This is a genomic window from Thermoclostridium caenicola (assembly GCF_900142095.1).
GTDB lineage: Bacteria > Bacillota > Clostridia > DSM-8532 > DSM-8532 > Thermoclostridium_A > Thermoclostridium_A caenicola.
Genome location: NZ_FQZP01000002.1, coordinates 1 through 18,351, shown reverse-complemented (window position 1 = coordinate 18,351; position 18,351 = coordinate 1). Strand labels below are relative to the sequence as shown.

Genomic DNA, 18,351 nt, shown 5'->3' with positions numbered 1-18,351 from the left:
AGCCGGCTAACCGGGCTTATGGCTTTTTGCATATTTTCCATGGGGATGGAAATGCTATCTCAGGATAACGCTCTTTGGAAAAGGAATGATTGCGCCTTGAAAGCACTGGTATATGAAGGCATCAGGGATGTCCAGGTGAAAAATGTGGGCGATCCTGAGATACAGAATGACGATGATATCATCGTCAGGGTGACGGCCACTTCCATCTGCGGTTCGGATCTCCACCTGATCCACGGCATGATCCCCAACCTGCCCAAGGGATTCATCCTGGGTCATGAGGCCATGGGCATTGTTGAGGAAGCAGGGAAAGGCGTTACCCGGCTGAAAAAGGGGGACAGGGTCATCATCCCCTTTACCGTTTCATGCGGGCATTGCTGGTATTGCAATCATGGGCTCTGGTCCCAATGCGACAACTCCAATCCCCACGGCGAGTCCGGTGCCTATTTTGGTTACGGCAACACTTTTGGCGGGTATGAGGGCGGTCAGGCCGAATATGTACGGGTTCCCTATGCCAATGTGGGCCCTGTCGTGGTCCCAGAGGAACTGTCCGATGAGCAGGTGCTCTTTTTGACGGACATATTGCCCACTTCCTACTGGGGTGTGGAAATGGGCGGCGTGGGAAAGGACGATACCGTGGTGATCCTGGGCTGTGGGCCTGTTGGCCTTCTGTCGGTGAAGTGGGCGGCCTTCATGGGGGCAAAACGCATCATTGCGGTGGATGCCCTGGACTATCGCCTGGAACATGCCAGAAAGCACTATGGTGTGGAAACCGTGAATATTGAGGCCCATGACAATACCGGCGAGTACATCCGGGAGATTACGAACGGAGGGGCCGATGTGGTGGTGGACTGCGTCGGCATGGATGGTCGGATGAGCCTCATGGAGAAGATTGAAACGGCGCTGAAACTCCAGGGGGGATCCAAATCCGCCATAGAGATTGCCGCCCGGGCGGTCAGAAAGGGAGGTACCGTCTCACTGGTGGGTGTTTACGGCGCCCGCTACAACATGTTTCCCCTGGGTGATTTTTTCGCGCGCAACATCACGCTGAAAATGGGACAATGCCCGGTTCAGAAATACATCAGACCCATACTCTCCCTCATAAAGGATGGCGTCATCGATGCCACCGACATCATCACGCACAGGCTGCCCCTGGACAAGGGAGAACTGGCCTATGAACTGTTTGATGAAAAGAAGGACCATTGCATCAAGGTCGTGCTCAGGCCCTGACATGGGCACAGATTGCCCCGGTGCCTTACCTGTGCTGAAATGGGGCATGACACATGAAAGGCTTTGGAGGTTCAAATGGTCAACAAACTGGTTCAGCTTCTTTCCAAACTCACTGCAAAAACACAGGAAATCCTTCCTGACGTTCTGCTTTTTGATTTCACCATCGTCAACGCCTGTGCTGTGGGCACCAATGACGAATGGGTCATGGTGGATGCCGGCCTGTCCAATTCGGAAGCATTCATCCTGGAAACAACCCTGAAGCGATTCAGCAGGTGCCCGGCGGCCATCATCCTGACCCACGGTCATTTTGACCATGTGGGATCCCTGGAAAGGCTTGCAGAATACTGGGATGTCCCCATCTACGCCCATCCCCTGGAAATGCCCTATCTGTCAGGCAAGAAGGACTATCCGCAGGCGGATGCCTCAACGGATGAAGGGCTGGTTGCCAAAATGTCACCCTGGTTTCCCCACACGGCCATTAACCTGGGTTTCCGCCTGACACCCCTGCCTGAGGACGGCAGCGTGCCCGGAATAAAAGGGTGGAGATGGATCCATACCCCGGGCCACACCGAGGGTCATATTTCCCTGTTCAGGGAGAGCGACAGGACCCTGATTGCAGGTGACGCTTTCACCACCACCAAACAGGAGTCCCTGCTGTCGGCTTTGGCGGGCAGGGAAAAGATTAAGGGTCCCCCGGCCTATATGACCATGGACTGGGAAAGGGCCAGGAATTCTGTCGCTCAGCTGAAGGGGCTCAATCCGGCGCTGGTCATACCCAGCCACGGCAAGCCCATGGGCGGCCGGGAACTGGAAGACCACCTGGCGTATTTGGCTGAAAATTTTGAGGAAGTAGCCGTGCCGCGCAAAGAGGCGGAAGAAGACATGCCGGAGTTGTGAGGCGGAAAGCGCCCGCCATCGCGGGGAGGATTTCCTCCATACTGTTATTCAGTCGTGTAGTGCAATGGCCAGGGTTAACGGGCTTCACGGAGATTGCCGCGCTGCGTTGACGCTCCGCTCGCAAAGACATCCCGGAATGGACTCTACTGCCATATCCCTCATGTCATTGCGAGGAACGAAGTGACGAGGCAATCTCAGTTGCTGTTTTGCAGCCGTGCATCACAGCAACCGGGCTTTACGGCGCCCGGAGACGGCTGAGAGCACGCTGCGCCTGGGTTTTCAATTCCCGTACAACTACTTAATGAAAAGCATCAGGGAGAAGGATATGAAAGTTGGAATACCCAGAGGGTTGCTGTATGATCAATACCACCCCTTTTTCACACGCTTTTTTACTGAACTTGGAGCGGAACTGGCCGTATCGCCCCCTACGAACAGGGCCATCCTGGATGCGGGGATCCAATGCTGTGTGGACGAGGCCTGCCTGCCGGTGAAGGTCTTCCACGGCCATGTATCCTGTCTGAAGGCTCAGTGCGATCTGCTGTTCATCCCCAGGATCATGCGACTGTACAGGGGCGAGTATATATGCCCGAAATTCTGCGGCTTGCCCGAGATGGTGCTCAACAGCATATACGGACTTCCCGAAACCATCACGGAACCCTTTTACGCGGATTCCATGGCCGGGCTCCGAAAGTGGGCTCTGCGAGCAGGAGCGCGGATTACCCGTGACCGGCGAAGGATTAAGGCTGCCCTGGAAGCGGCAATTGCCGAACAGTTGCGTTTCAAAACCGGATACGACGATCAGGGATATCCCATCCGGGTGGCTCTGGCCGGGCATCCCTACAATCTTTATGACACATTTATCAATATGAATGTCCGGAAGAAGCTCAACAGGCTTGGTATCGGAGTCGTTACCGAGGAGAGCATGGATGAGGAAGAGATGGCGCCAGAGGTTGCATCCCTGTTCAAGAAACCCTTCTGGACCTTTGCCAGGAAAACTTACGGTTTCATCTCCGCCTCGGTTGCCGGAAAGCGTGTGCAGGGCATTGTTTACGTCTCGTCTTTTGCCTGCGGGATTGATTCCGTAATCCTTGAACTTGTCCGGGATCGAATAGGGGACTTTCCCATGCTGGTGCTGAAAATCGACGAGCATACCGGGGAGGCGGGGGTGGATACCCGAATCGAAGCCTTTGCGGACATGCTGGAAAGGAGTGGTAGGGTTGAAGATCACCATTCCCCACATGGGCAACGTCTATCTTGCTGCGAAAGCCCTGTTTGACGGGCTGGGCGTGGATTATGTCATCCCGCCCATGAACAGCAAAGCCGCCCTGGAGATCGGCTCCCTCCATTCTCCCGAGGAGATCTGCCTTCCGTTCAAGATCATGGTGGGCAATTACATCCAGGCCATTGAACAGGGAGCGGATACGGTCATTATTACAGGAAGCTGTGGCCCGTGCCGGTTCGGTGAATACTGCGAAATGCAGATGAAGCTGCTCAGGAGGCTGGGCTACCAGGTGGACTTCATCGTGATTGACGCGCCAAAATGCATTGGCTTGAAGGAGCTCATGGCAAGGATCGCCCGGGTTGCTGCTGCAAGCCCCAGGAGCAGGGCACAAAAATGGCGTGCTCTGGCACAGGCTGTTAGGATCATGAACCTGTTGGACGCCATAGAAGCCAAGGCCCATGAAAAGGCAGGCTATGAGAAGGTGCGCGGAACCTGCAAGCGCCTGCTCCATGCATGCAGGCAGGAGACCTTCAGATGCAAAACGCCCCGGGAGATGCTCCGATGCCTTCATGAGTATTCCAGAAGACTGGACCAGGTGCCGTGCGACAATTCGGCAAAGCCCATCAGAATTGCCATCATCGGTGAGATTTATACGGTCATAGAACCCTTTTCCAACCTGTATATCGAGGACAAGCTCATGGATTACGGGATATCCACGAAACGCATGATGACGCCCAGCTGGTGGATGGGCAATACGATCATGTCCCCTCTGAAGATCAACAGCCCGGGCATACGAATGGCTTCCCGGGATTACCTGCCTTACTATATCGGGGGGCATGCCCGGGAATGCGTCGGGGAGGCCGTCCTGTCATGGAAAGAAGGTTTTGACGGGGCCATCCAGATCTTTCCCATGGGCTGCATGCCGGAAATCGTCTCAAAGGCCATCCTTCCTGCCATAGCCAGGGATAAGGATTTTCCCGTCCTGTCCCTGGTGGTGGACGAGATGACCGGCGAAGCCGGGTATGTCACCCGGATCGAGGCATTCATAGACATGCTGGAAAGGAGGCGGTCGCATGCTGTATCTCGGCATTGACGTGGGATCGGTGAGCACCGATCTGGTCCTGCTGGACAATGATTTGCAGGTGGTTGAAAAGCTGTATCTCAGAACCCGGGGCAATCCCATCCGGGCCGTGCAGGAAGGCCTCAGAACCTTGAAGGAGCGGTATCGGGACGAGGATGTGGCCGCCTGCGGTACCACCGGGAGCGGCAGGCAGATCGCCTCCGTCCTGGTGGGCGCCGACGCCGTCAAGAATGAGATTACGGCCCACGCCGTTGCGGCCCTTGAACTGGACCGGGATGTGAGGACCATCATCGAGATCGGGGGACAGGACTCCAAGATCATCCTTCTCAGAAACGGCGTGGTTTCGGATTTTGCCATGAACACGGTTTGTGCGGCGGGAACCGGATCCTTTCTGGACCGGCAGGCCGAGCGGATGGGTATTCCCATTGAAGAGTTCGGGGATTATGCGCTCAAGGCGGGCATGCCCGTCAGGATCGCCGGTCGCTGCGCCGTTTTTGCGGAAAGCGATATGATCCACAAGCAGCAGATGGGTTACAACCCGGCCGATATCATCATGGGGCTTTGCGAAGCGCTGGTCAGGAATTATCTGAACAACGTGGGGAAGGGCAAGGACATCAGGCCGAAGGTGTTTTTCCAGGGAGGCGTGGCGGCGAACAAGGGGATGAAGCTGGCCTTTGAACGGGCTCTGGGCTTTGAGGTGATCGTGCCGGAGCATCATAAGATGATGGGCGCCATCGGGGCCGCCATCCTGGCAAAGGATGCGGTGAGCAGGACCGGCAGCACACGTTTCCGGGGCTTTGCCCTTGCCGAGCACCGGTTTGAATCCAGGGGCTTTGAATGCGAAGGCTGTGCCAATCGCTGCGAGGTTGCCAGGATCCATGAAAACGGCCGGGAGATAGGCTGCTTTGGCGATCGGTGCGGAAAGTGGAGCAGCCGGATCGCGTCTTATCCGGCAAAGGCCGGAAACATGTAACCGGGGATGGCCAAAGGAGCGGCTCAGAAAGCGGCAGTTGCCTTGTTCATTATGGTTAAAGTCCATTCTGCGGCATGATAAATATGCAGCACTTTGTATAAAAATTATCAAAGATCTTGATGAACGGAAAGATATGGTTTAAAATTTAAACTGCAAAGTCAATGAAGGAGCAAGTAGCCCTTCTTAAGCCGAAGCAGAGAGCTGGTGGATGGTGCAAACCAGCCGGCCGGAGGGTCGAAATCCACTCCGAAGACGCTGGCGACGAGCCAGACCGGAGCACCGGTTATCGTGCATCAAGTGAGCTGGTTTTCCGGCTAAAATGGGTGGCACCGCGGGTTTGTTCTCTCGTCCCTGAACGTTTCAGGACGGGGGTTTTTTATTATATCTAGTCAAGCAGGGTAAAGCGTCATATAAGGAAAGTGAGGTATGGTCCTATGAAACCGAACAAGAAGCCTGTCAATCCATGCTTTTCTTCAGGTCCGTGCGCCAAGTACCCCGGCTATACCCTCGATGTGCTGAGGGATGCTCCGCTGGGCAGATCACATCGCAGCACCCTTGGAAAGGGCAAGCTGCAGGAATCCATCGAAAGGACGAAGAAGATCCTTGGCATTCCCGACGACTATCTGGTTGGCATCGTGCCCGGGTCCGATACGGGAGCTTTCGAAATGCTGATGTGGAACGTATTGGGCGCGAGGGGCGTTGATGTCATCGTTTTCGAGTCTTTCAGCAAGGGCTGGGCGTATGACATTGAAAAGGAACTGAAGCTGGAGAATGTCAACAAGCACACAGCCGAATACGGCGAGCTGCCCGACCTTTCAAAGGTAGATTTCAGGAACGATGTGGTCTTCACATGGAATGGCACCACCAGCGGTGTCAAGGTACCCAACGGCGACTGGATTCCTGATGACAGGGAAGGTCTGACCCTTTGTGATGCCACTTCTGCTGTTTTTGCGATGGAGATCCCATGGCACAAGATTGATGGCCTCACCTTCTCCTGGCAGAAGGTGCTCGGCGGAGAGGCTGCCCACGGCATGCTGATTCTTTCACCGCGGGCTGTTCAGCGCCTTGAGACCTATAACCCGCCATGGCCCTTGCCGAAAGTATTCCGGCTTAAGAAGAAGGGCGCCCTCGACATGGGCATCTTCCAGGGTTCTACCATCAACACGCCTTCCATGCTTTGCAATGAGGACTACCTGAAGGCTTTGGACTGGGCGGAATCCATTGGCGGCCTCAAAGGCCTGATTGCAAAGAGCGAAGAAAACCTGAAGGTCCTGGAGGCCTTTGTGGAAAGTCATCCGTGGATCCGTTTCCTGGCAAAGGACAAGGCTATCCGCTCCAACACCAGCGTATGCCTCAGCGTGGATCTCTCCGCTGACCAGATCAAGGCCATGGTCAAACTGCTCGCCGAAGAAAAAGTGGCCTATGATATCAACTCATACAGCGAGGCGCCTGTGGGGCTGAGAATCTGGTGCGGTGCCACCGTGGAGAAGTCGGACCTGGAAATATTGTGCCAATGGCTTGAATGGGCCTATGAAGAGGTCAAAAACCGATAGACTTTAATAGAAACGCAGATTCCGCAATATGCGCAGGGATCTGCGTTTTTTTATGCCAGTTTATCGCAGTGATTTCCAATATTATGAAATCATTCGGCATAATTACCAATGATGTTACCGGACAGGGATTCCTCGGGTATTTCCCGGCGGCATCCCATGCCGGCCGTCTGCTTCAGTATCCAGAGCATAAAAACAGTGCATGAAGCCTTCATATTGCTGTTTTGCAGCAACACTACAAAATATTCCCGGGGGTTGGCGGCAGCTTATACAATAAAATCAATTAAAGCGATTGAGGTATTTTTGCTGTACGTTGAACAATATGCACTTGACATTATTGTGCAATCTGCTATAATGAATTCAGCCAAAACATATAAAAAAAAAGGAGGATAACTATGAAACGTATTCTCGCTCTAGTCCTGTCTGTTGCTATGCTCTTTACGCTGGCAATCGGTATTTCCGGCTGCGGCGGCAACGAGCAGACACCTGCTTCTCCGGACTCCAGTGCTCCGGCACAGCAGACCAGCTCCGCTCCTGCTGATACCAGCACTCCCGCTCCGGAAGTAAGCGATGACCCCAACGTCAAGGTTCTGAATCTGTGGAGCTTCACCGATGAGGTTCCCAAGATGATGGACAAGTACAAGGAAATCTACAAGCAGAGAACCGGTCAGGATTTCCCGTACGAAATTAAGACCACCATCATCGCTACCACTGACGGTGCTTATCAGCCCGCTCTGGACCAGGCTCTCGCTTCCGGCGGTGCTGACGCTCCTGACATCTACTGCGTTGAGTCTGCTTTCGTTCTGAAGTACACACAGGGCGACGCTGCCAACTATGCCGCTGCTTACAAGGATCTCGGCATCGATGTTGACAGGCTCCTGAAGGAATCTGAAATTGCTCAGTACACTGTTGACATCGGTACAAGGCCCAGCGACGGCAAACTGGTAGGTCTCGGCTATCAGGCTACCGGCGGTGCGTTCATCTATCGTCGTTCCATCGCCAAGGATGTATGGGGCACCGATGATCCTGCCGTTATTAAGGATAAAATCGGTCCCGGCTGGGAGAAGTTCTTCCAGGCTGCTGAGGAAGTTAAGCAGAAGGGCTATGTAATGCTGTCCAGCGACGGCGATCTGTGGAACCCTGTAAGAAACGCTGCTGAGAAGCCTTGGATCGTTGACGGCAAGCTGTACATCGATCCTGCCCGTGAGGCCTTCTTCGACTATGCTAAGAGGCTGAAGGACAACGGTTACAGCAACGACACCACTGCTTGGACAGACGCTTGGTATGCTGACATGAAGGATGCCGGTCCCAAGAAGGTGTTCGGATTCTTCGGTCCTGCATGGTTGATCAACTACGTAATGGCTGGTAACTCCGGCGGTTCCAAGCCCGGCGAAGGTACATATGGTGACTGGGCTATCTGCGAAGCTCCTGTAGGATTCTTCTGGGGCGGCACATGGGTACTGGCCAACAAGGATACCAAGATTCCTAAGACTGTCGGTCAGATCATCGAATGGATCACCCTCGACAGCTCCGAGACCGGTCTCCAGTACTTCTGGGCTAACGGTACTCTCGAAGGCCCTGGCGGAACCAAGGACACTGTTGCTTCCGGTGCTGTTATGAAGAAGTCTGACGGTAAGCTCGACTTCCTCGCAGGCCAGAACATGTTTGATGTATTCGTTCCCGCTGGTGAGTTCGCTAGGGGCGACAACATGACCCAGTACGACGAAACCATCAACACCTACTTCACCGATCAGGTTCGTGAGTATGTAAACGGCAACAAGACCAAGGAGCAGGCAATTGCTGACTTCAAGCAGTTGGTTGCCGACAACCTCGACGTTATTGTTGAATAATTTTGGCAAGTAAAGAGGGGCGGGCGGATGCCTTTCCGTTCGCCCCAACTTTTTATCAACAAGGCGCCAGTGACTCTTTGCCGGAGGTGAATGCTTATGGGACCAAAGAAACTTAAGAGTGTCAGCTATGCCAAATACGGATACATATTTTCCATACCCTTTGTTCTCGCGTTTTTGATCTTTACGGCATATCCCATCTTTTACACCGCGGTAATTGGTTTTACCGATCTGAAAGGCTTGGGAAAGACGGATTTCAAGTTTTTGGAAAACCCGCTCCAGAACTTTGAAGCCGTTTGGAAAAACCCATCCTTCCAGAAATCGCTGGAGAATACCGCTATCATATGGATATGCAACTTTATACCCCAGATCCTTCTGGCTCTCCTGCTTACAGCATGGTTCACCAACCAGCGTCAGAAACTGAGATGCCAGGGAGCGTTCAAGGTTCTGTTCTATATGCCCAATATCATAACGGCTGCTACCATAGCCATCCTGTTCAATTCGTTGTTCGGGTATCCTTTGGGGCCGGTTAATGATTTGTTCCAGATGCTGGGTATTGCAGATGGGCCAACAGAGTTCCTTCGTGACAAGTGGACGGCAAAAGGTATCATATCATTCATTCAGTTCTGGATGTGGTATGGACAAACCATGATTGTGCTTATTGCCGGTGTGCTGGGTATCAACCCTGCTCTCTTTGAGGCGGCGGAAATCGATGGCGCTACGAGCCGGCAAGTCTTCTTCCATATAACCTTGCCGAGTTTGAGAACCATTATGCTCTTTACGCTGGTTACCAGCTTGATCGGTGGTATGCAGATGTTTGACATACCCAAACTGTTCCTGAATGGCGGTCCGGACAGCGCTACGTTGACCGTTAGCGTTTTCATATACAACCAGGCCTTCAGTGGAAGCTATCTGTACAACCGTGCAGCAGCAGCATGTATGATCCTGTTTGTTATCATCGCTATCTTGTCGGGTATCCTCTTCTATCTGTTGCGTGACAAAGATGCAGGTAAGCTCAAGAAACAGATGAGAGAGCTCAAAAAAGCCCAGAAGGCAGCAAGGAGGGCAGAGGCATGAGACGTGAATCTACACTTGTAGGCCGTACGGTTTCAAAAACCATCAAATACATTGTCTGTATTTTTCTGGCTATACTCAGCATTATGCCATTCTGGATCATGATGATGAACGCCACGCGCGGAACATATGAGATCCAGCAGAATTCAATTTCTCTGTTGCCTTCCACTTATCTGATAAGCAACTTCAAAGTTTTTGAGGGTAAAGCGTTCAATCCTTTGGTTGGCTTTAAGAACTCCCTTATCATAGCCGGTGGTGCTACGGTCCTGGGAATCTATTTCTCATGCCTTACCGCATATGCCCTGGTAGCCTACCAATGGAGACTGAGACAGCCGTTCTTTACATTCATCATGGCTGTTCTGATGATTCCTGCTCAGGTTTCCGGTATAGGATTTTATCAGTTCATGTATCGTATCGGCTGGACAAACAGCTACCTCCCGCTGATTCTTCCTGCGATCGCCGCTCCGGCAATGGTGTTCTTTATGAGGCAGTACCTGTTGGGCGCATTGTCCATTGATATCGTTAATTCCGCCAGAATAGACGGAGCCAATGAATTCTATATCTTCAACAGAATCGTGCTTCCAATTATGAAACCCGCAATGGCAACCCAGGCCATCTTCGCGTTTGTTGGAAGCTGGAACAACCTGTTTATGCCCATGATCCTGCTGACCGACAAGGCAAAATACACCATGCCGATCATGGTCAGCTTGCTGAGAGGCGATATCTATAAAACAGAGTATGGTGCTATTTATCTTGGCCTGACTCTGACAGTGCTGCCACTGTTCATTGTTTACTTTGCTTTGTCCAAATACATTATTGCCGGTGTTGCTCTGGGAAGCATGAAGGAATAAGCATCGAGCCGGTAATGCCTGAAACAGGCTATTGGCTTGTATCCTTGACAGGAAAGAACCAACCAGAAGGTTTTAAGAGCTCTTGCCGTAAGCGTTTTCGGCAGGAGCTTTTTAGTGCCGGAAGCTTTCCGGATATCAGGCTTCGAATGCAATACGTCAGCGTTAATGGCTGACAAAATAAACTGGACAGATACTGCTGCTTTAGCGGTATAATATCTGAAATTCCTATTCTATTACTGGGGAAAATACTGTACAATATGGTTAAAATGCTATGAAGGCGGGTGTTAATATGCAACAAGACAGAGAAACCTTCAAATCACGTCTTGGGTTCATCCTGATCTCTGCCGGGTGCGCCATCGGCCTGGGAAATGTCTGGCGGTTCCCGTACATAACGGGGGCCTATGGGGGAGGCATATTTGTCCTCATATACCTGCTCTTCCTTCTGATTTTTGGCCTACCCCTCATGGTCATGGAATTCTCCGTGGGACGTGCCAGCAAGCGAAGTGTTGCCATGTCCTTTGACGTATTGGAACCAAAGGGGAGCAAATGGCACCTTTTCAAATGGGCTGGAATGGCCGGTAATTATCTGTTGATGATGTTTTATACCACCATATCCGGTTGGATCCTGGCTTATCTCTTTTATATGATAAAGGGGGATTTTGCAGGGGCATCACCGTCGCAGGTGGAGGCTATTTTCGGCGGACTGGTTTCTGATCCGGGAGCGAATGTATTATGGATGGCCGTCATATGCATCCTGGGATTCCTGGTTTGTTCCCTGGGCTTGCAAAAAGGTGTTGAGCGGATCACGAAGGTCATGATGTCCTGTCTCTTAATTATCATGATCGTGTTGGCCATCCGTTCCCTGACGCTGCCCAATGCCGGGGAAGGCCTTAAGTTTTATCTTACCCCCAACCTGGAGAACTTCACGAAGAACGGCATATGGACGACCATTTATGCAGCCATGGGGCAGGCTTTCTTTACCCTGAGCATTGGCATAGGCAGCATGGCCATATTTGGAAGTTATCTTCCCAGGGAACGCAGCCTGCTGGGTGAAAGTATCAACATTATTATCCTGGACACCTTTGTTGCCTTTACCGCAGGGCTTATCATCTTTCCGGCCTGCTTCTCGTTCGGTGTGAATCCCGGCAGCGGCCCGGGCCTGGTGTTCCTGACGCTGCCCAATATATTCAACGCGATGCCGCTTGGGCGGCTTTGGGGTGTGCTGTTCTATGTCTTCATGGTTTTTGCCGCCCTTTCCACGGTGATTGCGGTCTTTGAGAACATCATCTCATTTGCTATTGACCTGCTTGGCTGGTCAAGGAGGAAAGCTGTGCTGGTCAATTTGGTGCTGATCATCATTCTCTCCCTGCCATGCGCGTTCGGCTTTAATATCTGGAGCGGTATTCAGCCCATGGGAGAGGGCTCCACGATCCTGGACCTGGAGGACTTTATTGTCAGCAACAATATCCTGCCATTAGGGGCCCTGTTCTATGCCCTGTTCTGCGTCAGCCGGTATGGTTGGGGTTGGGAGAACTTTATCGCTGAAGCCAACAGCGGAGAAGGCATCAAGTTCCCGCAGAAAATGAGATTTTATCTTACCTACATCCTGCCGGTCCTCTTAGCTATTATCTTCATTCTGGGGTATATCGAAAAATTTATGTAAGGATCAGATATATCATCTCAAAGAAAAGAAGGACGCCGGAGCAATTTGGCTTCGGCGTCCTTCAGTTTAATACCGATCGTCTTCTCTTTCGATTTTCAGTATCTGTCCGGTCACCGCATGGACATGAACTTCAAATATGCCCGAAGGTGTGCGTATGTCGATTTCATAAACCAGTACACCATTTTCGTCATCCAATTCAACCTTTATGACTTGTCCGGGCACTTGCTGCAAAGCGATCTGAATGGCTGCTTCGCTGTTGATGCGCTGACATCTCCAGTAACCATCCCAAAGGGTATAATAATACGGATAACCCGCTGCCCCAAAATGCATCATTTTTTAGCCTCTCGGCTGAAAGCTCATGTTATCATAATATTGATGAACATACCATGTGTTACAAATTTGAATACGGCAAATACATGATACGCAGGATCACAGAAGCCGCAGCCATATCAATGTTTCCCCGGAGTGCCTGGATTTTTTCAGGCGACCGGTGCAAACATCGTCCTCCAACTGCTTTAGGCCGGCTTGATATTCATCCTCAGGTATCAGATGAAACATGGAATACCCCTTATTTCTGACAAGCTCTACAAAATCGATTGTTACCGGAATCTCCATGCCCTCACCTATAATAACGTTCTTGACGTGTTGAAAGGACTGTTCCTGAGCCTTGCCAATGATTTCATCAATATCGGGATATCTTCCTTTATCAACGGTTGCAGTGGTGGGAAAGTATTTCACATAGAACCTGTTGTCAATCTGTTCGTGGGATTCGGTCACGATGCACAGCAGCCCGCCGTTCTTCAGCACCCTTCCGATCTCTCTGAACATCATCCCCAGATCCGGAACATGGTGGATAACATCTGTCATGTAGACAAAATCAAAGGTATTATCTGCAAAAGGAATATGTTCATGGTTCCCTTTCACAACGGTAAGATAGGGATTCTTTGCTGCAGCCTTTTCCCTCATACCATCTGACGGTTCCACACCATAAACCTGAGCCTTTGTACGCTTCTGCAGGGTGTTGGCATAATTGCCTGTTCCGCAGCCAAAATCCAATACCTTTGATTGATCTGAAATTCTGACTTCGTCGATGAATAAATCAATCACATCCCTGTTCTCTGCCCTGACCTGATCATAGGTCTTGGAAATTTCGTTGTAATTAACCTGCATACCCGTTCACCTCTCAATGAATCAATTTGTATAATTATACATATAAACGAATAATAATTCAACAACTGGATAAGTTCCGGTTGTCGCTAAAGCAATACTGGCGGGCAATAATGCGGATCCTTTAAAGATGAAATAATTTACATATCCCAAGTGTGATGTTATAATTTTCGTCAGTGAGCAAAAAAGAGAAGGAGGGGCGCACCTCAAGGTGTGTTTGTACAAATGAAGGGCAAGTTGAAAGATGATTTGATGATCATGCTAAAGGGGTACATCATCGGCTCGTCCATGAGCGTTCCCGGCGTGAGCGGCAGTACCATGGCAATCCTGCTGGGCATCTATGACAGGCTTATCAGCTCCATCAGCAGGTTTTTAAAGGACATCAAAGGCAATGTTTTATTCCTTTTGAAGTTTTGCATTGGGGCCGGCGCCGGAATTTGCACCCTTTCATTTTTGATCAAATGGCTGCTGGAGAAGTTCCCGATACCTGTATCGGTGTTTTTCCTGGGTGCGGTTGTGGGAGGCATACCTGCGCTGTATAAGAAGACAAAGGAATCTCCCTTCAGGTTTTCTTCGGGATTATATTTCCTGCTTGGTTTCATTATTGTGATATCCATTGGCTTTATTCCGGCAGGAAGCATAGATATCAGCTTTGATTCAGGCCTGACGCACTATCTGATGCTCCTGGTGACAGGGGTGGTGATTGCTCTGGCCCTGGTGCTTCCGGGCATCAGCACCTCCCATATGCTGCTTGTGCTGGGGATGTATGATGCCATGCTCGATGCCATCACGAAGTTTGATGTGGTTTATATCGGGATATTGGGTGTTGCAACGCTCATCGGCGTTTTCCTGATCACAAAGCCCATCGAATGGATTCTCAACAGCTTCCCCCATCAGACCTATTGGATGATCATCGGGTTTGTTCTTGGATCCACATACGAGATTTTCCGGGACAAAATCGTGCCCGCAATCCCTGAAAGCGCAGATGTGCTATGGTGGATCGGCACCGTCGTAATGGCCGTCGCGGCACTTATCCTGGGATTTATGGCCATCAAGGCTTTGTCCAGATTCCAAAACGATTAATCAGGGAAAAGGGTTGTAAAAGCAGCATCGGGAAGAATCCCGGTGCTGCTTTTTGCAAGAGCCCGTCATGATGATGAGTTTGACCGTCTGGACAGCAGGCTGGTGTATACCACCGGCAAGATCTCCGCGCACCCCAATATCCATACCATCATCCCGGAAGAAGTCAGGTTCACTCTTGATGCGAGGCATCAGGATCCGACGGTTATCCGGCAGGTCCTGGAGATCATCAACAGGATCCCCGAAGAGGTGGAGAAGTGCCAGGTTTCCTGGAAGGAAGCCTGGTCGCGCAAGACCGTCAGGTTTACGCCCGAACTGGTGGATTTTGTTGAGAAAAGCGCCGGGGATTATGGTTACACGCACATGAGGATGTTCAGCGGTCCAGGCCATGATGCCCAGTACGTGGTAGACGTGATTCCCACCGCCATGATTTTTGTTCCCAGCCTGGGAGGACACAGCCATTGTGAGCTCGAGTATACACCTGCCGAGAATTGCCTGAAGGGGACCAATGTTCTTCTGAGAACACTCCTGTATATCGATCAGCAGCAGGATTTGAGCAATTGATAAAGACCTCCAAACCGTAACGGCGGTTTGGGGGTCTTGCCACGTCACCCGTTAATTTTTCTGCCATTCGGTCATTAAAATCAATGCTTCATATCGCAAAGCCTGGCGGCAGGACGCATGCCGCTAAGCGTTCTGTGGCAGATTGGCGCGCCAGGAATATATTGTACTGTAAAGCTTGTTCATGTTTCTTTTGAAAGGATGTGTCCGGATGGCAGTAATCATAGGGCGTCGTTCTGGGAGAGGGAAACAGTACGGTGGCCATCGGTAATAAGATTCAAGGCTGCAAGTCAGATGCTTTTACGATAAATGCCGGCTACAGGAATCACTTCACCGGGGAAAACCGTATCACATGCAGTCGCCAGGCAGGATTGTTCGATCAGGGAGAAGCCGGAATACACCTGGGCAACACCATCTCTTACAACGGAAATTCAGGTTTTTTCCTCGTTTCGGACCGCAGCCTTGCCATGGATAATACCCTGGCATGCAACCTTCCTGAGAATATAACCGATATAGGCAACGGCAATCAATTTGTCAATAATACGGAGAAGCCGTGCGAACCCTGTGAAGCGCCAGACGCTGTTTGCGGCGGGTGTTCCGATACGCCGGACAATTGCTCCGTGCGAAAAGAAAAACTGATGCTGTCTCCGCCCGCCAACATAAAACACTTCCCTCATCAATGACCTGGATTCGGGGAAAGTGTTTTTTTACTTTGGCAGATATTATTGCTTATTGGACACGATATATATTAACATTATAAACAAAAACTGTTATATTGCTGTGCTGGTTTGAGGTATGACCATGAGAAGTAAAAGCATCAGGATTATCTTGCGCATGTCAATCATCATTTTAATATTTATTTTAGCTATTGGTTATGCTTTGCCGGTTTCTTTTGATGCCGCCACCTGTGCCACCGGCTATAAAAAGTGGCTGATTGATACCAATCAGAATCAATTTAACGCATTGCTCCAGGAGAAATACCCCGATTTTCATGCTGATTTTGCGTCGGCTGTTGACAAGATCTCCTGGGACTACCATACCGTTTTTATCCCGGTGCGCATCATACGGGACGATGACAAAATTGATCTGGTCATCACAGGCCGCAGGTATTGGTTTGACAAATACATCTGGAGTATTGGCAAACAGGAGTAATATAAAAAAGGCTCTGCATATTCGATGCAGAGCCCTGAGAAGGAACTTGAGCTGTACTGTCGAAGCATTATGCAATGGACAGTTCAGGGAACTTGAAATCGCCCAAATCGCAGCGTACGCCTCTGACGAACAGCGGGTCCTTTTCATATTCCTGCATGGTGTAATGGATATCAGGCCAGCAGGGCATAAAGCCAAACTATCCTTTTCACATTGGCAAACGGCAGATGCCTGACCAGGTCCGAGAAGCAAATCTCTTTCAGAGAGAAAACCCCGATTAGCTTCAGGAGATCTCCTTTTAGCAGTAAATATCTGTATTTGAAATGCCATGCACAATGGGGTATAATGAATCAACTATAGTCGAAATCAGGCGAGTGTGTTAATTTCCTGTCTTTTAATGACAGAATCAGATGATTGCACGTCAATTGGAAATATGCAAGCTCCTCTTGAGTGAAATCCAATGTTCATGAAGCATTCACCTTGCAAATCAGACTGGAAAGGCGGATTATCAAGATTTTGAGACACGATGAAATGGCTATTCGAGCAAATGTACATACAAAAAGCCGCTATATTCCGGTTATAGCGAAGTTTTCGCTCAGTCACCTGGTGGCTTTGGTATGGACAGGATTTTCAATATATGTATCCATCCCGTGGGTGAATGATCTGGCAGAGGTCGTTTCTTTGCCCCTGGCATTGCTTATCATCGCGGGAATCGCCTATATACCCGGCTATGTGAATGCCTTCCTGGTGGTCAGCCTGATTTTTGACAGGCAGCCTCCTTTCAAGGATGAAAACCCGATAAGAGATATCACCATCCTTATTGCGGCCAGAAATGAAGCGGAGAATATTGGGAATACGCTGTCCTATATTGCAAAACAGGATTATGGCGGTCACCTCAAGGTTTTCGTCATTGACAATGGTTCAAGCGATGAGACTTCCCATGTTGCTCTGACATCGGGCAAAAAGCTGGATCTGGATATCACGGGCATTCGCGAAGAGAACCCGGGAAAATTCAATGCCTTAAATACCGGATTGCAACACGTCACCACCGAACTGGTCATCACATTGGATGCTGACACCTTGCTGCATCCATCTGCTGTGAGGTATCTTGTGGCACGTATGGAAAGCGCGCCTGAAAATGTTTGCGCCGTTGCCGGTTCGGTGCTGGTCCGCAACAGCCGTGAAAACATTATCACAAAGATACAGGAATGGGATTACTTTCTCGGTATTGCTTCCATCAAAAGGCTACAGGGGCTGTACCAGGGGACCCTGGTGGCCCAGGGGGCCTACAGCTTATACAAAACGGATTGTGTGAGGGCAATCGGCGGGTGGCCCGATGCAATAGGGGAGGACATCGTGCTGACATGGAACCTGCTGAAGCGTCACTGGAAGGTGTACTTTGAGCCGTTGGCTGTTGCATTTACCAGTGTGCCGAATTCCTTCCGTGCCTTTGCAAGGCAGCGATCCCGCTGGGCCCGGGGCATGATTGAAGCCCTTAAGGAAATCAAGCCATGGCAGCAACCTCAGGCTTATACGAAATACCTGACGGGCGTAAACCTGCTCATTCCATACATGGATGTGTCCTATACTTTCTTTTGGTTGCCCGGGCTAATCCTGGCATGCTTTGGCTTCTTCTGGATTGTTGGGCCTGCCACTTTGCTGGTGCTTCCGCTGACGTTTGCCAGCTATTCCATTCTATACAAATATCAGAAGTATGTGTTCAGAAAGCTCAATTTAAGAGTCAGGAAGAACTTGTCCGGATTCATACTGTTTATGCTGAGCTACCAGATGATCATGTCCCCGGTTTCGGTTTGGGGTTATGCGCAGGAGGTTTTCAGGCTCAAAAGGGTATGGAAGTGAAACCTGCGGAAGCTTTAAGTTGCGGTTATGCGCCATGCATAGCCGCTTTTTTGCGGCTCTACGTCAAATGTTGGGGTTGAACCAAGTAAAATGAAGTAGCATATGTATTGTTGGCAGATGATCATCATAGATCATCTGCTTTTTTACAC

15 protein-coding genes, 1 pseudogene and 1 other annotated feature are annotated in these 18,351 nt (G+C 50.6%); of the genes and pseudogenes, 14 read left to right on the top strand and 2 right to left on the bottom strand.

Features of this window, described 5'->3' with window-relative positions; genetic code table 11:
- The first annotated feature begins 96 nt into the window (after positions 1-96).
- The 10 genes from F3H12_RS00755 (at position 97) to F3H12_RS00710 (ending at position 12,385) form a co-directional block, all read left to right on the top strand.
- Positions 97-1,227 carry a zinc-dependent alcohol dehydrogenase gene (locus F3H12_RS00755; protein ID WP_149677432.1) on the top strand — a complete coding sequence of 377 codons (1,131 nt, stop codon included), beginning with the start codon at positions 97-99 and terminating at the stop codon, positions 1,225-1,227.
- Between the two features lie 75 nt (positions 1,228-1,302).
- Positions 1,303-2,124, top strand: coding sequence for an MBL fold metallo-hydrolase (locus F3H12_RS00750; protein WP_149677431.1), 822 nt, complete (start codon positions 1,303-1,305; stop codon positions 2,122-2,124).
- Between the two features lie 325 nt (positions 2,125-2,449).
- Positions 2,450-3,400, top strand: a complete 951-nt coding sequence (locus tag F3H12_RS00745) for an acyl-CoA dehydratase activase-related protein (RefSeq protein WP_149677430.1) — start codon at positions 2,450-2,452, stop codon at positions 3,398-3,400.
- On the top strand, positions 3,342-4,439 hold the full coding sequence (locus F3H12_RS00740; RefSeq protein ID WP_149677429.1) for a 2-hydroxyacyl-CoA dehydratase: 1,098 nt from the start codon (positions 3,342-3,344) through the stop codon (positions 4,437-4,439). The genes F3H12_RS00745 and F3H12_RS00740 overlap by 59 nt, the downstream gene beginning before the upstream one ends.
- Positions 4,420-5,400, top strand: a complete 981-nt coding sequence (locus F3H12_RS00735; RefSeq protein ID WP_149677428.1) for an acyl-CoA dehydratase activase — start codon at positions 4,420-4,422, stop codon at positions 5,398-5,400. The genes F3H12_RS00740 and F3H12_RS00735 overlap by 20 nt, the downstream gene beginning before the upstream one ends.
- Positions 5,401-5,552: 152 nt before the next feature.
- Positions 5,553-5,756: a binding site (T-box leader), on the top strand.
- Between the two features lie 78 nt (positions 5,757-5,834).
- The gene (locus F3H12_RS00730; RefSeq protein WP_149677427.1) at positions 5,835-6,953 is read left to right on the top strand and encodes a phosphoserine transaminase; all 1,119 of its coding nucleotides are present in this window, start codon (positions 5,835-5,837) and stop codon (positions 6,951-6,953) included.
- Positions 6,954-7,345: 392 nt separating this feature from the next.
- On the top strand, positions 7,346-8,800 hold the full coding sequence (locus F3H12_RS00725; RefSeq protein WP_149677426.1) for an ABC transporter substrate-binding protein: 1,455 nt from the start codon (positions 7,346-7,348) through the stop codon (positions 8,798-8,800).
- A 96-nt stretch (positions 8,801-8,896) separates the two neighbouring features.
- The gene (locus F3H12_RS00720; protein WP_149677425.1) at positions 8,897-9,874 is read left to right on the top strand and encodes a carbohydrate ABC transporter permease; all 978 of its coding nucleotides are present in this window, start codon (positions 8,897-8,899) and stop codon (positions 9,872-9,874) included.
- A complete protein-coding gene (locus tag F3H12_RS00715; protein WP_149677424.1) occupies positions 9,871-10,722 on the top strand; it encodes a carbohydrate ABC transporter permease in 852 nt (283 codons plus the stop codon). Before F3H12_RS00720 ends, F3H12_RS00715 begins: the two co-directional genes overlap by 4 nt.
- A 289-nt stretch (positions 10,723-11,011) precedes the next feature.
- Positions 11,012-12,385 carry a sodium-dependent transporter gene (locus F3H12_RS00710; RefSeq protein WP_149677423.1) on the top strand — a complete coding sequence of 458 codons (1,374 nt, stop codon included), beginning with the start codon at positions 11,012-11,014 and terminating at the stop codon, positions 12,383-12,385.
- 66 nt (positions 12,386-12,451) lie between these two features.
- Here the strand turns inward: F3H12_RS00710 and F3H12_RS00705 are convergent, their stop codons facing one another.
- Both F3H12_RS00705 and F3H12_RS00700 read right to left on the bottom strand, forming a co-directional pair.
- Positions 12,452-12,718 carry a PepSY domain-containing protein gene (locus F3H12_RS00705; RefSeq protein WP_243133144.1) on the bottom strand — a complete coding sequence of 89 codons (267 nt, stop codon included), beginning with the start codon at positions 12,716-12,718 and terminating at the stop codon, positions 12,452-12,454.
- A 96-nt stretch (positions 12,719-12,814) separates the two neighbouring features.
- The gene (locus F3H12_RS00700) at positions 12,815-13,555 is read right to left on the bottom strand and encodes a class I SAM-dependent methyltransferase (protein WP_149677422.1); all 741 of its coding nucleotides are present in this window, start codon (positions 13,553-13,555) and stop codon (positions 12,815-12,817) included.
- A gap of 234 nt (positions 13,556-13,789) precedes the next feature.
- Between F3H12_RS00700 and F3H12_RS00695 the strand changes: the two genes are divergently transcribed.
- From F3H12_RS00695 to F3H12_RS00675, 4 genes and pseudogenes are all read left to right on the top strand, one after another.
- On the top strand, positions 13,790-14,635 hold the full coding sequence (locus tag F3H12_RS00695; RefSeq protein WP_243133143.1) for a DUF368 domain-containing protein: 846 nt from the start codon (positions 13,790-13,792) through the stop codon (positions 14,633-14,635).
- A gap of 75 nt (positions 14,636-14,710) precedes the next feature.
- Positions 14,711-15,196: pseudogene (locus F3H12_RS00690) on the top strand (M20/M25/M40 family metallo-hydrolase); the annotation flags it as partial.
- 831 nt (positions 15,197-16,027) lie between these two features.
- Positions 16,028-16,345: a hypothetical protein gene (locus F3H12_RS00685; RefSeq protein WP_149677419.1), complete on the top strand. Its 318-nt coding sequence runs from the start codon at positions 16,028-16,030 to the stop codon at positions 16,343-16,345.
- A 477-nt stretch (positions 16,346-16,822) separates the two neighbouring features.
- Positions 16,823-18,202 (top strand): glycosyltransferase family 2 protein, encoded by a 1,380-nt coding sequence (locus F3H12_RS00675; protein WP_243133142.1) that lies wholly within the window; start codon positions 16,823-16,825, stop codon positions 18,200-18,202.
- Positions 18,203-18,351 lie beyond the last annotated feature (149 nt).